This is a genomic window from Streptomyces sp. NPDC102270, assembly GCF_044766405.1.
Taxonomy (GTDB): domain Bacteria; phylum Actinomycetota; class Actinomycetes; order Streptomycetales; family Streptomycetaceae; genus Streptomyces.
In genome coordinates, this window is the sequence record NZ_JBIWLX010000013.1 from 279,671 (window position 1) to 293,481 (window position 13,811).

20 protein-coding genes are annotated in these 13,811 nt (G+C 70.2%); all 20 read left to right on the forward strand.

Features of this window, described 5'->3' with window-relative positions:
- Window positions 1-213: 213 nt before the first annotated feature.
- The 20 genes from ACIRP7_RS28140 (at window position 214) to ACIRP7_RS28235 (ending at window position 13,810) form a co-directional block, all read left to right on the forward strand.
- Window positions 214-711: a hypothetical protein gene (locus tag ACIRP7_RS28140; protein WP_403664860.1), complete on the forward strand. Its 498-nt coding sequence runs from the start codon at window positions 214-216 to the stop codon at window positions 709-711.
- 110 nt (window positions 712-821) lie between these two features.
- Window positions 822-1,244: a hypothetical protein gene (locus ACIRP7_RS28145; RefSeq protein WP_403664862.1), complete on the forward strand. Its 423-nt coding sequence runs from the start codon at window positions 822-824 to the stop codon at window positions 1,242-1,244.
- 108 nt (window positions 1,245-1,352) lie between these two features.
- On the forward strand, window positions 1,353-2,258 hold the full coding sequence (locus tag ACIRP7_RS28150; RefSeq protein ID WP_403664864.1) for a hypothetical protein: 906 nt from the start codon (window positions 1,353-1,355) through the stop codon (window positions 2,256-2,258).
- A 37-nt stretch (window positions 2,259-2,295) separates the two neighbouring features.
- Entirely contained in the window at window positions 2,296-3,006 is a 711-nt protein-coding gene (locus ACIRP7_RS28155; RefSeq protein ID WP_403664866.1) for a hypothetical protein, read from the forward strand.
- Window positions 3,007-3,036: 30 nt separating this feature from the next.
- The gene (locus ACIRP7_RS28160; RefSeq protein ID WP_403664868.1) at window positions 3,037-3,789 is read left to right on the forward strand and encodes a hypothetical protein; all 753 of its coding nucleotides are present in this window, start codon (window positions 3,037-3,039) and stop codon (window positions 3,787-3,789) included.
- Window positions 3,786-4,454, forward strand: a complete 669-nt coding sequence (locus ACIRP7_RS28165) for a hypothetical protein (protein ID WP_403664870.1) — start codon at window positions 3,786-3,788, stop codon at window positions 4,452-4,454. Before ACIRP7_RS28160 ends, ACIRP7_RS28165 begins: the two co-directional genes overlap by 4 nt.
- Window positions 4,455-4,483: 29 nt before the next feature.
- Window positions 4,484-4,897 carry a hypothetical protein gene (locus ACIRP7_RS28170; RefSeq protein ID WP_403664871.1) on the forward strand — a complete coding sequence of 138 codons (414 nt, stop codon included), beginning with the start codon at window positions 4,484-4,486 and terminating at the stop codon, window positions 4,895-4,897.
- Between the two features lie 23 nt (window positions 4,898-4,920).
- Window positions 4,921-5,292: a hypothetical protein gene (locus ACIRP7_RS28175; RefSeq protein WP_403664873.1), complete on the forward strand. Its 372-nt coding sequence runs from the start codon at window positions 4,921-4,923 to the stop codon at window positions 5,290-5,292.
- 113 nt (window positions 5,293-5,405) lie between these two features.
- The gene (locus ACIRP7_RS28180; protein WP_156100452.1) at window positions 5,406-5,570 is read left to right on the forward strand and encodes a hypothetical protein; all 165 of its coding nucleotides are present in this window, start codon (window positions 5,406-5,408) and stop codon (window positions 5,568-5,570) included.
- A gap of 29 nt (window positions 5,571-5,599) precedes the next feature.
- The gene (locus tag ACIRP7_RS28185; protein ID WP_403664875.1) at window positions 5,600-5,992 is read left to right on the forward strand and encodes a hypothetical protein; all 393 of its coding nucleotides are present in this window, start codon (window positions 5,600-5,602) and stop codon (window positions 5,990-5,992) included.
- Window positions 5,989-6,795: a DUF317 domain-containing protein gene (locus ACIRP7_RS28190; RefSeq protein ID WP_403664877.1), complete on the forward strand. Its 807-nt coding sequence runs from the start codon at window positions 5,989-5,991 to the stop codon at window positions 6,793-6,795. Before ACIRP7_RS28185 ends, ACIRP7_RS28190 begins: the two co-directional genes overlap by 4 nt.
- Window positions 6,796-6,958: 163 nt before the next feature.
- Complete coding sequence (locus ACIRP7_RS28195; RefSeq protein WP_403664879.1) at window positions 6,959-7,309, forward strand: hypothetical protein; 351 nt, start codon at window positions 6,959-6,961, stop codon at window positions 7,307-7,309.
- Window positions 7,306-8,124: a DUF317 domain-containing protein gene (locus ACIRP7_RS28200; RefSeq protein WP_403664881.1), complete on the forward strand. Its 819-nt coding sequence runs from the start codon at window positions 7,306-7,308 to the stop codon at window positions 8,122-8,124. Before ACIRP7_RS28195 ends, ACIRP7_RS28200 begins: the two co-directional genes overlap by 4 nt.
- A 64-nt stretch (window positions 8,125-8,188) precedes the next feature.
- Complete coding sequence (locus ACIRP7_RS28205) at window positions 8,189-8,797, forward strand: hypothetical protein (protein ID WP_403664883.1); 609 nt, start codon at window positions 8,189-8,191, stop codon at window positions 8,795-8,797.
- Window positions 8,794-9,552 (forward strand): DUF317 domain-containing protein, encoded by a 759-nt coding sequence (locus ACIRP7_RS28210; RefSeq protein WP_403664884.1) that lies wholly within the window; start codon window positions 8,794-8,796, stop codon window positions 9,550-9,552. Before ACIRP7_RS28205 ends, ACIRP7_RS28210 begins: the two co-directional genes overlap by 4 nt.
- Before the next feature lie 48 nt (window positions 9,553-9,600).
- Window positions 9,601-11,424 (forward strand): TraM recognition domain-containing protein, encoded by a 1,824-nt coding sequence (locus tag ACIRP7_RS28215; RefSeq protein ID WP_403664886.1) that lies wholly within the window; start codon window positions 9,601-9,603, stop codon window positions 11,422-11,424.
- A gap of 78 nt (window positions 11,425-11,502) precedes the next feature.
- Window positions 11,503-11,967 (forward strand): hypothetical protein, encoded by a 465-nt coding sequence (locus ACIRP7_RS28220; protein WP_403664888.1) that lies wholly within the window; start codon window positions 11,503-11,505, stop codon window positions 11,965-11,967.
- Window positions 11,964-12,728: a hypothetical protein gene (locus ACIRP7_RS28225; RefSeq protein ID WP_403664890.1), complete on the forward strand. Its 765-nt coding sequence runs from the start codon at window positions 11,964-11,966 to the stop codon at window positions 12,726-12,728. The genes ACIRP7_RS28220 and ACIRP7_RS28225 overlap by 4 nt, the downstream gene beginning before the upstream one ends.
- 282 nt (window positions 12,729-13,010) lie before the next feature.
- Window positions 13,011-13,607 carry a hypothetical protein gene (locus ACIRP7_RS28230; protein ID WP_403664892.1) on the forward strand — a complete coding sequence of 199 codons (597 nt, stop codon included), beginning with the start codon at window positions 13,011-13,013 and terminating at the stop codon, window positions 13,605-13,607.
- Window positions 13,604-13,810 (forward strand): hypothetical protein, encoded by a 207-nt coding sequence (locus tag ACIRP7_RS28235; protein ID WP_391179814.1) that lies wholly within the window; start codon window positions 13,604-13,606, stop codon window positions 13,808-13,810. The genes ACIRP7_RS28230 and ACIRP7_RS28235 overlap by 4 nt, the downstream gene beginning before the upstream one ends.
- Window position 13,811: the final 1 nt, after the last annotated feature.

The following is a 13,811-nucleotide window of genomic DNA, read 5'->3' on the forward strand; positions in this document are numbered from 1 at the left end:
AACTGGGACTCACTCGGCACAGGACGAGGTCCACCCGCTGTCGACAACCACTCCCAAGCACGTGAGGCGCTCACCAAGCTCCACCGGACGACCCGCCACTGCCAGGCCAAGGTCATCACCAGGGCCACTGCCCGTGCTAGCACCACGCCCAGGTCCCGCCGAATGCCCGGAACACACCGAACCACCCATGACAATAAGGAGATTCGCCCCTATATGGCCGTCCAGACGACGTGGAACATCGTCCACAGCTGTGGACACGAAATCTCGCATGATCTTTCCAACCGCCCCGCCGACCGGCGGGCCGGATTCGCCCGCTGGCTGGAGGGACGCGACTGCACCGACTGCTGGAAGGCCGCCCACGACGAGGACAGCGCCGGCAAGGAGGAGTGGCTGGCCGCCAAGCGCGCCGAGGAACAGCAGGCCGCCACCGAGTGGGCCGAGAAGTTCGACATGCCGCCGCTCGAAGGACCCGAGAAGGCCCTCGCCTGGGGTGAGCGCTCCCGCCACCAGCTCGTCACGACCGCGTACAACGCGCTGGTGACCGAAGGCAGCTGGGACGAGGCCGACTGGGCCGTCCTGGAGGACACGATCCGCACCGTCACCCGCGTTGGGTGGTGGATCGATCAGCGCGACGCCGACGGCACTGACCTGCCCGAACTCTTGGACGCCGCCACCAGCAACGACATCGGAACCGAGAATCCGTTCCGGTAGACGCGGGGTTTTATACCCGACGATCCCCGGTTACCGAAACCGGGGATCGTCCGGATCCTTGTTCCTCCCACCGCCTCCCCTGCGCCTGATCGTGGAAGGAACCCCCCGCTGTGACCGACGCCGTTTCCCGCCATCCGCATGCTCCAGGTGACGTCGTCACCCCCGAACGGGACATCACCCACCAGCACTTCCGGCCCGGCGACCAGGTCATCATCCTCAAGGGCGTTGCCAGCAGCGAACTGTGGGGAGACTCCTACAGGGTCGTCACGCCCTCGTGGCACACACCGACCGACGAGGACGGGTGGCGGCTGTACGACCCGGTCGGCGGCGAGCGCACGTACCTCACCGCTCACCCGCGCTACCTCGCCCATCTCTCCAGCCGCTGCCCGGACTGCCTCATCTACCAGCAGGCACTGCGCACTTACCTGGTTCCGCGCCTGGCTGGCGCCGAACAGGACGTCGACTGCGGCTGGTACTCGGTCAACCACCTCAATCAGGTGGTACACGTCGCCGACGCCCGAGGCGGGCGATGACCCCCAGCCCCGGGCGCAACACGGACCTGGCCTGCGCGGCTTCACCCTGATCACCTCCGCGTACGACCTGACCCAACTCGCCCACCGGCGTCGGAAGCCCACATCACAATGATCATCCGTATACATCCACGCGACATCAGCCCCACCGCGCCGCTCGCCGAAGCCCTCGGCCGCCCGGCCAGCGGCCAAGAGGGCCTGACCGAGCACACCGTGGTCGCCCACTGGCCGGGGCTGGACTATTACACGCTCGATGACGAGCAGAAGACCTGGACCTCCGCCGAGTGGGCCGAGCACCTGAACGACCCCAGCTGGCAGCACCCCTTCGCGGTCAGTCCGCAGGACGACCGCCGCGCCATCTGGCACGCGGATGTGCGCCTGCACCCCAGCGATCGCGACCTCACCGGCCCCGAGTGGTCCGAGATCGCCCACCGGATTGCCCGCATGGCGGGCATCCAGCGGCCGGGGGACGACCAGGGCTGCCGCTGGATCGCCGTCCAGGCACAGCCCGGGCGCCTCGACCTGCTCGCCAACCTCATCCGGTCGGATGGCACCTGGATCACGCAGCACCGCCAGCTTCTTCCGCTCCTGGGAGTCGAGTGCCGGCGCATCGAGGCCGAGCTGGCTCTCCGCTCTCCCCGGCCCGATCTTGATCCCGAGCAGACCCCCCGCTTCACGGAGCGGTCCACCGAACCGGCCAACGGCGCTTCACCAGGCACTACCGACGCCACCACACACCTCGCAGGACTGCTACGGCAGCTCGCCGACGAGAACACCGGTCCGCTCGCCACCGTGCGCGGCCTCGTCGAACACGCGGCCCACCGTCTCGACCGCCTCCCGCACGCTTACGGTCCAGACGCCGGACACCAACTGGAGCTGATCGCCCGCCGCTTGCACGGCATCCAGCAGGACCTCGACGCGACCGCCGCCGCCCTGCCCGCCACCGCACGGCCGGTGCCCCTCTCGACCCGGACGACTGCTGTGCCTCCCACGCCCGGCGCCCGGCTGATCCGCTGACCCGCTGACCCGCTGACCCGACAGAAAGAACAGCTTCTTGGCCTTTGCCGATCGCTTCCTGACCCTGGAGCGCGACGCGCACTCCGGAGAAGTCCTCGCCCGCGGCGGCGATCCGGAAGCCCACAGCATCCTTCAACGCAGCGGCTTTGTCCCCGTCGTCCGCCTCCACGAGACTTATCACCGCCTGCCCATCGGTCTCGACATAGCCGAGGAGGAACGTCTCGCCACTCGCGCCGTGGCCCGGCTGCGCGCCGTGCGCTACCACGTCGACGCCGATGACGCCTTCGACACCGAGACGCGCGAGGCGCACTCCCAGCCACTCGGCTCGCTGGTCGCCGACCTCGCCGAGCGGATCCGTGAAGCCACCACGAGCGGCGAGGTCGCCGACGCGCTGACCGAACTGACCGCCTCCCACGACGGAGTGCTCATCGCGCTGGGCGAAGTCCTCACCGCGACCGCCGCCTTCTACCAGGGCTTGGGCCAGGCCCCGGATCCGCACACCGCGAGGCGGCTGCAGTACCTCGGCGAGCACCGGCTCGGCGTCATCCGGTCCGACCTCACCCACATGCGCAACGACCTCGCCGACCGGCACCAGAACCACCCCCAGCGCCGCGCGTGCACCGCCGACGTCAGGCCGGACGAACGCGAAGCCTCCGCCATCTGCGCCTGTCCTGCACCCCCGCCGCGCCTGACCACCAGCCCCGCCGCCACACCCACCGCAGCAGCCCCGGCAAACAGGCGGCGCTGACCCCCGCCCCCTATTTCCTTCGAGGAGACCATGCACGACCCCACCCCCGACACCACTCTCGGCTCGTTCGCTGCCGTCCTCGCCGGCGAACTGCCCGGCGCCTGGACCAGCACGTACCACCGCGGCGGCAACAACGATCACGACGCCCTCACCGACCACGTGTGGGACATGAACGATGTCGCCGACACCCTGGCCAAGCACACCGTGGACCACTGCGCCGTGCTGACCCGCGACGACGGCAGCCGTCTGTTCGTCGCGGACCCGCTCGGGCACGGCGAGGGCTACCTGATCGCCGCTATGGCCCCCACCGACGCACCGGCCGAAGCGTTCCGTGGCGTCCGCGAGCCCGACGGAATCGCGGTGGACGCCGATCCGTTCAGCGCCGCCGAGGACATCCATTACGACCTGCTGCCCCGGTACGACAAGGCCCTCGCCCAGGTCCGCACCAACGCCGCCCGCCTCACAACGCCGCCGGCCGCCGAGCTGGAACACGTGGTGCTGACCTGGTCCGGCGACGCCCTCGTCGTCGACAAGCCCGACCGCGACGACATCGTCCAGGCCCTGACTGACTACGGCTTCGCCCTCGACGCGGAAAACGACGTCTTCGTCCTGTCCGGTGACGACTCCGCGCACCAGGCCGCGTCCGTACGAGCCGCCGGCCACCGCTTGTCCGAGCTGGGCGTCGGCGTCGTTCTACGTAATCCGCCCGCCCGGCCCGCCCTGGGCACCACCGCGGTAGCGCCTCCGAGCCCGCCAGTCACCTCTCCACACCGGGGCCGGTGACTCTCGCACACGGGGACGAGCCGACGTTCCTCGTCCTGGATTACGTGACCATCACCCGGGACCCTAAGACCGCGCTGGTCGTTGCCATCGGGGGCGACCAGCGCGCGGCCGGCCTCCTGCAGACCGCCGGCGGCTTCCGTTCCGCCCCAGGCCCACGCGGCGACTACCACCGCCTGCCGCACGCCCTGCCCGTCGAGGAGCAGCGTCAGGGTGCCACCGCCGCAGCCCATGCCCTGCTTCTGGCTGGGTACAGCGTCCATCTCGACCCTACGCTCAACACCCTGGCCACCCAGGGCAGCGACCGGCAAGCCGCCCACCGCCATCTCGAACAGCTCACCTCACTCGGCAGCGATACCGACAATGACCGGCAGGTCGCGGCGGTCCTGACCGAGATCGCGGCACCCGACGACGGCCTGCTACCCCGCCTTACGCAGTCGCTGCTTGCGACCTGGGCATCGTGGGGCCAGCGTCTCAAGGACACCGGCCGTGACCCGCAGGTGGCGATGCAGCTGGGGGCCATCGTCAACAAACTGTCCACCCTCACCTGGCAGATCGAGCAGGTCCGCAACGACGTCGACCGGACCGGCCCCGCACTACAGACCCACCCCCGCCCAGTGTCCACTGCGCCCTCGCCACTGGCTGCGCCCGCCGTTCGACAGCGCTGACCCGATCCCCGAACAGGAGCATTTCGTACGTGGGAAACCGCGCCGACGACGAAGGCACCGACGTCGAGATCTACATCAGACCGCTGACCGACACGGTCCACGCCGACACCCCCACCGATGCGCCCGAGGAACCCCTGGCCCTGCTCGACAGCCTCGGCTTCGAACGCAAGACCCTGACGACAGCCGGGCCCGTCTATGTCTGGCACGAGGTCCCCGACCGCCTCACCGAGGCCGAGAAGAAGAGGCTCGCCACCAGCGCCGTTCCCTCGCTGCTCGTGGCCGGATACCTGGTCAACATAACCAACGCCGTCTGGGACGCCGCCGCCTATCAGGAGGCCGCAGAGGGTATGCGCTGCCAGCCCGGCTCCGCAGCCGCGCCGCACACCGCGACCACCTCCGTCATCCGGGCCCACGGCAGTCCGGCGACACCTCGTCAGCGGTGACACGATCGAAAGGAGTCCCGCTCGTGAGCCTTGCGGACGAGCACGAGGTCGACGTCGAGTTCTATCACCGCGACGGAACGATCTACGTCGATACCCGCACCAGCGCCCCGGAGCAGCTGCTCGTCCTGCTCGACGGCCTCGGCCTCGACCGCCACGGCGGCCAGGGCGAGATCTGGCATCAAGTCCCCGAGCAGATGGACGAGATCGCCATGAAGGACATGGCCGATCAGGCTGCGTGGCTGCTGACCCGCCGCGGATTCCAGGTCTCCATCGATGCGGGCCTCTTCGGCGGCACCGCCTACCGCGCCGCCCTCGCCGCATCCCCAGCACACCGGCCGGCACCCGCGCCCGCAGTGCCTGCCCCGAGCGCATCGCGCCCTCGCCGTACGCGCTGACCACCCACCGCGCCGACCCCGCACGGGGGCCGGCCCAGCCCTCACCTGGAGTCCCCGTCACCCGCGAAACCGACCGCACCCCACCGCCCATCACAGCCGACCGCAAGCCGCGCTTGGCCACCGCCCTCTTCCGCCGCTACCTGCGTGCCGTCACCACCGGCAGCCGCACACGGACCAACCTGCTGGCCGGCGGGCACCCCGAAGCGGCCCTCGCCGAAGCCCGTCGCCGGGACATGTTCCCTCTCGTCGACAGCCACCACATCCGCCACCACAACTAGCAGCCCAACCTGGTCCGTTCAGGAGGCCCATGACCAACCCCCCGCCCCTCACCTCGGTACGGCTCGCCGACGACATCGCACGCCAACTCGGCTATCTCACACAGCTCTTGGCCCAGTCACCGACACAAGAAGCCGCCCAGATTCTCGGCAGAGTCCTCGACTACAACGAGGGCCTGCTCGGACGAGTCACCGAACTGGTCGCCACCGGATCACGCTTCGCCCAGGACCACTCCCAGCGCGGCATCCTGCACCCCGAGGTGTGGCTGGCTCTGGGCCGCGCGGCCAACGAACTCGACAGCGTGGGCGAGGACCTCAACGAGCACACCGGCACGATCAAACAGCTCGCCACGCCCGCCACCCCGTCCACCAGCCCGGCTGCGCGGCCCGCCGAAGCTGCGATGGTCGTCAGACGGCACCGGTGAGACAGAACAAGCAGTGGTCCGGCTGGGGCGCCGCCGGTCAGCAGGCCCAGCAGCACTACCTCGTCGAGCCCCGCTATCTCGCCGGCGGCGGCGACCTGCGCCACGTCACCGAGTACCTGCGCGCCTCCGGGTGGAAGGACAAGTCCAAGAGCGGCGGCCCCATCGTCTTCGACAGCCCGGACGAGTCCGTGCGCATCGGATACGACCCGTTCACCCAGCCCGGCGGCTGGACCATCAGCGGGAAGCAGACCGCGCACCAAGAGGCATGGCACGCCACCTTCGGCCGGCAGACGCCCGTCGAAATCGTCGCCGGTATCACCGACGCCCTGTTCAAGGAGCGCAAGGCGCACGCCCCCAACGTGTGGGAGCCCCTGCAGCAACAGGGCTGGGAGACTGAGCGAGGCCAGCACTTCACCGCCCGCAGCCCGGACGGCAATGCCTTCGTCCGCTTCCACCAGTCCGGCCCCGGCCAGGCGCACTGGTGGGCCGGTACCCGCAACGAACACGGCTGTGTGTGGGAGGCAATGTTCACGCCGACCACACCGATGCACCTGGTGCAGGCATTCAGCACGGCGCTCGCCGACCCGCAGCCGGTGATGCGGCCCCTCGGCCACATCCCGCCCTCCCAGCGGATCCGCACCACCTCGGTGTCCGTCCTACCGTCCCAGCTCAGCGCGTGGCAGCAGGCCCGGATCACCGCCGCCAGAGCAGCCACATGGGCCCGTAGCTCCTTCGCCACCAACCGAGCTCGCTCCAGCCCCGGTGCTCGCCCGTACGCGACGTCCGACGGCCGACGCCGCTGACCGGCCTCGGGTCTTCACGCCCGCCACCCTGTCCCCAACTTCCCTCGATAGCAAGGAGATTCATTGCCCGTCTGAACTGCGACGACGCCCTCGCCACGGGAGATATCCACAGGGCTGTCCACAGCCTGGCCCGGCTCACCACCACGTTCACTCAAGGACGCTGATGCCCAACCCCTCGCCCCCCAGCTCCGACCAGATCGCGCAGGCGGCAGCAACCCTGACCCTAGTCAAGGACTACCTGCGCACCCATCCGCCCGTCGCCGACGTACTGCCGCTGCTTGCTCGCCTCCTCGACGAGGACACCAGCGTCCCCATCCTGCTCGGCGACGTCCTGCGCAGCGCCGCGCGCCTCGTCTCCCAGCAGGCGAGCCCCAAGACCGACGAGATCCGCCTGATCGTCGACGGGCTCCGGGACGCCGCCCAGGAGGCCACGGACTGGCACGTCCTGCACTGGGACATGCAGCGCGTGAGCGGCCACGCGTTCGCGCCCGCAGGTCCGCCGACGACGCCGTGACCCGCCCCTACATCTTCAGCAAGGCCGACGACCCCTGGTCTCGTATCTGGTTCGACACCAGTCCCCGTCATCTCGCCGGGCCCGGCGACCCGCGCCATGTCACCCAGGCGCTGCGGGCGGGCGGGTGGAAGAACTACGCCGACCCTGGCTTTCCCCATGTCGTCCTGGCCAGCCCCGACTTCCGGCACACGCTCGTGCTTGAGCCCGCTGCGGACACGTACTCCGCCTGGTGGCGGATCTCCTCGGAGCGCTGGCACGCGTCGTTCGGCGGCAACACGCCCGCCGAAATCATCGCCGGATTCACCGACGCCCTCCTGCTCCCCGCCCCGGTCGCGGAGCCGGACGTGTGGCCGACACTGCAAGCAGCGGGCTGGACCTACGAGCGCGACGAGCGGGGCAATGAGAGTGCGCGCCATCCGGACAGCGTCACCACCATGGAGCGGCGGGCGACGCTGACGAGCGACTACTTCAGCTGGACCGCCGAAGTCGCGCTCCCCACCGGTCTCGGCGGCCACCAGCGGCTGTGGCACGCGTACTTCGACGACCGCACGCCCCGCCACCTGCTCGCCGCCTTCGCCACCGCCCTCACCGACCCCGCGCCCGTGCCGCGCGGCCACTACGACGTCCCGCACTCCCACATGGTCACCCAGGTGGAACGCGGCACCCAAGGCGAGCAGCTGGCCGCCGCCCACGACGCGCGCCTGAAAGCCATCCGGGCCGCCGCCCGCAAGGCCCGCCGCAGCAGCGCGCCGACCACGCGCCCCGCGCTGGCACCCGCCACCGAGACGGCCGCTGCCGTGGCCCGGGGCCGCTGAACCACGCCGCCCGGCCCCCGGCCGCGCCGCACCCTCATCAGAACTGCATGCCCAAAGGCCCCTCTTGACGATTTCACTCGAACCCGCGAGCCCGGCGCACCAGCTCTATCTGAGCCAACTCGCCATCTACCTGCGGGAAAGCAGGCAGATTCTCGCCGCCTGGGACGCCTACTCCGACCAGCACTCCGACCCCGACACGCACCAGCCCTACGACGAGGACGCGTACGGTCTGCGCCAACGCCAGCGCGACTCCGACACCCTGAGCGCCTTCGGCCGGGTGTACTACCACGCCGACGAACTAGTGCACGTTGCCAAGCAGCAACTCGCCCAGCTGCCCGCCTCCGCCCGGACCCGGCGCTACGCCTGGCAAGTGCGAGAACTGCGTGACAGCACCAAGGGGCTGTACGCCGTCCACGACGACTGGCTGGCCGTGCGCCGCGCACTGCCCGCGCGTGCCCGGCCCGGGACCGAGGCGTTCGAGGAACCGCTCGCCGAGAGCTACGCGGAAGCCTGGCACTACCTCGACCAGTGGGCGATCCACGGCCAGGCTATCTTCGCCATCAACGCGCTGGCGCAGAAGCAGCCGAAGGCATCCCCACCAGCCCTGGTCACGGCGCCGCCCGTGCCCAAGGCCGCCGCAGCGTCGTCCGCGGTCCGGCGGTGGTGCGCGTGAGCAATACCGTCGAGCAGGCGCTCATCGCCCCGCGCCATCTCGCGGGCGGCGGAGATCCCGGCTGGATCACCATGCCGCTGCACCGCGCCGCCGGCTGGAGCTACGGACACGAGCCGCTGATGCCACGCGTCCTGCTCACCAGCCCGGACCAGCTCACCCAGCTGCGTCTGGACCCCGACCCGGACGATCCGGGCTGGTGGACCATCCGGCACGCGCGTACCGCGGATCACCCCGGCTGGACGGCCACCTTCGAGGCCCGCACCCCCGTCGAGATCATCGCCGCCTTCACCGACGCCCTGACCGATCCATCCGGCCCGCCCACCGCAGCGCCCGATCCCTGCACCCCGCTGCGGGAGGCCGGCTGGCACACGCCGCCCCACCTCGGCAGCCTCGTCTCCCCCGACAACATCGCGCACGTCTGGCGGATCGGCGCCCCCGGCCGGGATCTGTGGAGCATCGAGACCGCGGTGATCCAGGACCCGACGATCTGGCGTGCCGTATTCACCGGCACCACCCCGCTGAACCTGATCGCCGCCGTGACGCAGTCGCTCGCCGACCGGACGCCCATCCCCCGCGATCCGAGCCGGATCCCGGGCCTGGCCCGCGACCGCATGACCGTGCACACCCGTCACGTCCCTGCGCCAGACATCGCCTTCGCCCTGGAGCGACGTGTCAGCGCCCTCGCCGCCCGGCACCGCCCAGCGAGCGCTGCCCCGCCCCCGCCGCTCAGCCCTTCGCCGCGCCGCACCCGCTGACCGGCCCCGCCCGCGCCGCGCTCCTCACCCACATACCTGGAACAGCCCTTGCCCCAGCCCTCCTCCACCTCGTCCACCGACGGCTACGACATAGCCTTCCGCGTCCTGGGCGTCGTCCTCGCCATCGCCGTCCCCCTGTCCAATCTGGCGTGGATGGGCGGCAACCTCACCGCCTGGGCCACCGACACCGATCCCCGCGCGCCCTATCAGCCCGTACAGGCCCTGCTCCATCCCGATCAGCTGTGGCCCCGCCTCGGCGAAACGTCCCTGCTGTGGGGCACGCGCATCCTGCCCGGCACCGTGCTACTCGCACTCGGGATCACGGCCTCCGTGCTGTACAAGCGACACAAGGAAGGCAGCGGCGGACGCAGGAAGCGCGTTGTCGGCATGGCCAAGCACCGGGACATCGAGCCCTTGATGTCCAAGGCCATCACCGCCAAGGCCCGCTCCTTGCGCCCGAGTCTGAAGGGCGCCAAGCATCTCAACCCGGCCGACACCGGCATCCTGCTCGGCAACCTCCAGGGCACGAAGCACGAAGTACGCATGGGGTACGAGGACGTCGCCGTCGCGATCATGGCACCGCGCTCCGGCAAGACCACGTCGCTGGCGATCCCCTCTATCCTCAACGCGCCCGGCCCCGTCCTGCTCACCTCCAACAAGGCCGCAGGCGACGCCTACACGGCCACGCTCGACGCGCGGGCAGCCGTCGGCCGGACCTGGTCGATGGACCCGCAGCAGATCGCCCACGCCGAACGGGCCATGTGGTGGAACCCCTTGTCCGACGCCAAGACCCTCGACGGCGCCGGTCGCCTCGCCGGCCACTTTCTCGCCGCCAGCGTCGACGCCTCCCAGCAGGGCGACTTCTGGTCCAAGGCCGGATCGAACATCCTCTCGCAGCTCTTCCTGGCAGCTGCGCTCGCGAAGCGGCCGATCACCGACGTGATGCAGTGGCTGGCCTTCCCTGCCGACCGGACCCCGCTGGACATTCTGCGCGACCACGGGTTCGCCGCCGTCGCCGCGCAGTTGAAGGGCACTGTGGAGGGCCCGCCGGAGACCCGCGACGGGATCTACGAGACCGCCCGCCAGTACGCCGCCGCCCTGCTCAACAGCGAGATCGCAGCATGGGTGACGCCACAGAAGGACGTGGCGGAGTTCAAGCCGAGCGAGTTTGTCACCTCCAAGGACACGCTCTATCTGCTGTCGAAGGACGGTGGTGGCGGCGCCTCGGCCCTCATCGCCGCGTGCGCGGACTCGGTCATGCGGGCCGCGACCGCCCAGGCCGAACGCGCCGGCGGACGTCTCGACCCGCCGATGCTGGCGATCCTCGACGAGGCCGCCAACGTCTGCAAAATCTCGGACTTGCCGGACCTTTACTCCCACCTCGGCAGCCGCGGGATCATTCCCATCACGATCTTGCAGAGCTACCGGCAGGGCCAGAAGGTCTGGGGCGACGCCGGAATGGACGCCATGTGGAGCGCCTCCACGATCAAGGTCATTGGGTCTGGAATCGACGATCCGGACTTCGCCGACAAGCTGTCCCGCCTGATCGGTGACCACGACGTCGAGACCACCTCCACCTCGATCTCCGAGTCCGGCAAGTCCACGTCCGTCAGCATGCGGCAAGAACGCATCCTGGCCGCCGACGCCATCCGATCCCTGCCCAAGGGCACCGCCCTCTGCTTCGCCACCGGCATGCGCGCGGCCATGCTCGACCTGCGCCCCTGGTATCTCGAGCCCGGCGCTGGCGGCCTCTCCGCCGCCTCCGCCCGCGCGTCCAAGGGCATCACCGAACGCGCCGTCGCCAAGGGCATCACCGAACGCGCCGTCGCCAAGGCCGCCCCGATGCAGACCGACTTCGGCACCGCCGCCTAGTCCGGGCGCCCTTTCTCCCCACTCAACTCGCCCACGGAGGCGCCCATTCACACCTACGAGCCCGCCGACCTGGAAGACATGGAGCCGCACGAAGCCGCGGATGCCGTCATCGCCGACATGCGCGACCACCGCATCACCGGTGATGGAAGCGGCCTGTTCACCGCCACCCGGCACATCGGCCTGCTCTGCCATCTCGCCGCCCGCATGGCCGCCGACGCCGAATATCAGCTCGCTCCGAACATCGCTGGCCTCCCTCGGGCCGAGGCCCTCGGGCAGACGACCGGGCACCTGGGACGGGCCATCGCCCACTACACCCAGGCCCTCGCCCCGCTGATCACCCTCGCCCAGCCCCGCGCGCAGGCCACGCTCCAGAAACAGCTCGACGCGATCGACCAGCACAGCCGCCTGCGCGTCCACCTCGACGACGCCGGTCAAGCCCTGGCAGCGGCCCGCGCCTGCCTTGGTGCGCCCTGTCGTCCCACGACGCCGAGCGCGACCGCCTCCGTACCCGTGCCCGCCCTGACCGCGCGGCGCCGCTCATGACCACGCCGCCCACCGAATCCCTGCTGTTCGACGTGCCTCCACCGCTGACGCCCGTCGAGCGCCTGCTCCGCCTGGCCGATCAATACACCCGGCACAACGACGCGCTCGACATCCTCCTTCGCACCGGGACGGAACCCGAGCCGCAGGCCCACGTCGCCTCCGCGCAGCACCTGGCGTCCGACACCTGCATCGCCGTCAAAGCCATCCAGGATGAACGGCTCTACGAGAGCCCCGAGTTGACGGAGACCGTGGTGCGGCTGAAACAGCTCGCCTATCTCAGCACCGCGTCAGCCGACCACGGCGTCCAGGCGGCTCGTGAGCTGACCGCCCTGGCTCCCGAAGCCGCGGTCGGCTGCGCCGCAGCTCTCGCCGCAGAGACACGGCGCCGTCACTGGTCGGCGGCCATCGCACCGGATGAACGGCTCACTGCCACCCAGGGCACTGCCCTCGCGGAGATCGCCTGCGGGCATGTCGTGGCCAGCAGCTCCCTGGGGCGGGAGTTCACGCGTTCCCGGGAGCCCAAGGTGCTCATGAGCACGCTGCGGGCCCTGGAGTCGAAGGACCTTGCCGAACGGACCCCGAACTCCGCTCTTGGTGCCTACATCGGCGGCCCGCCACAGGACCGCGTGCGCCTCACACCAGCAGGCATAACGGCCCTCGCCTCCGTCATCGGGCTACCCCCGATAGGGCCAGGCACCGCCCCCGGCACGACGCCCCGTCCGATCCCCACCGCCACGCAGGCAACCACCCGAAGCCGCTGAACCGCCGTCCCCAGGAGCCATCCCATCTCCACGCCCCCGCTCGACCTGAATGAACAAGTCCGACAGCTCCGTCAACTGGCCCGAGACTTCGAAGCCCTCCACACACGCGTACGCGACGTCTCCTACACACCCGGCACGGATGCGCTGCACCGAATCAGCCCTCTCCTGCTCCAGGCACAGAACCTCACGGCCACCGCCCTGCTGCGCCTGACTGCCCTCGACAACAGCACGTATACCAACATCGCCGGCAGCCGCGCCGGCCTGGAGCTGCTGGCCTCGGTCGTGTCCGCTTCTTCGCTCGCCAGCAACGACATCGCCAACGCGCTGTTCGCCAACCCGTACGAGGGCGCGCAGTTCTCTGGCTACGTGGCCGACGACGAGGCGGTGCGCACCGCACGGCACGCCGAGGCCATTCCGCGTATGACCGGGCACCTCGACGATGCCGCCCACCAGCTCGACCTGAGCGCGACTGGATGCCACTACCTCGCCCACGGCATCACCGAAGACCTGGCATCCATGCAAGATCACACGGCGGCATCCGCACAGCAGACGACCGGCCTCGCACTCACCGCCGCCCAGTACGACGCCCTCAAGTCCCTCCTGGGAGGCGGACGGCTGTATGAGAGTTCTGAACGCGGGCTGGGCGTCACCCGGGTCGCCACCGACGACGGCACGCGCGTCTCCATCGCCACCTACCGGGCTCTGGCCAAACGCGGACTCGTCACCGCCGACAACAACACCTCGCTGTACCACGGTCAGAAGATCACCGTCACCGAGGACGGGCACCGGGCCCTGTCGCAGCCGCGTCACCGGGCCGCGCTGACGACCGCAGCGGCCACTGCGCCCAAGGCCGCCGTGGCGCAGGGAGCACGCCGGTGACGTCTTACGGCGCCCCTGATCGCCTGCTGGCCCTCGGCACCGCATACACCCGCCGCCACGACGCACTACCCGGCCTGCTGCAAAGCGGCAATCGGGCGGTCGCGGTCGAGGCGATGGAGTACTGCGTGGTCGACAGCTGTTCTCCCTGGACCTGCCGGGGTGAAGTCGAGCCGGTGCAGGACGACTTCGGGATGGCTTCTTGAG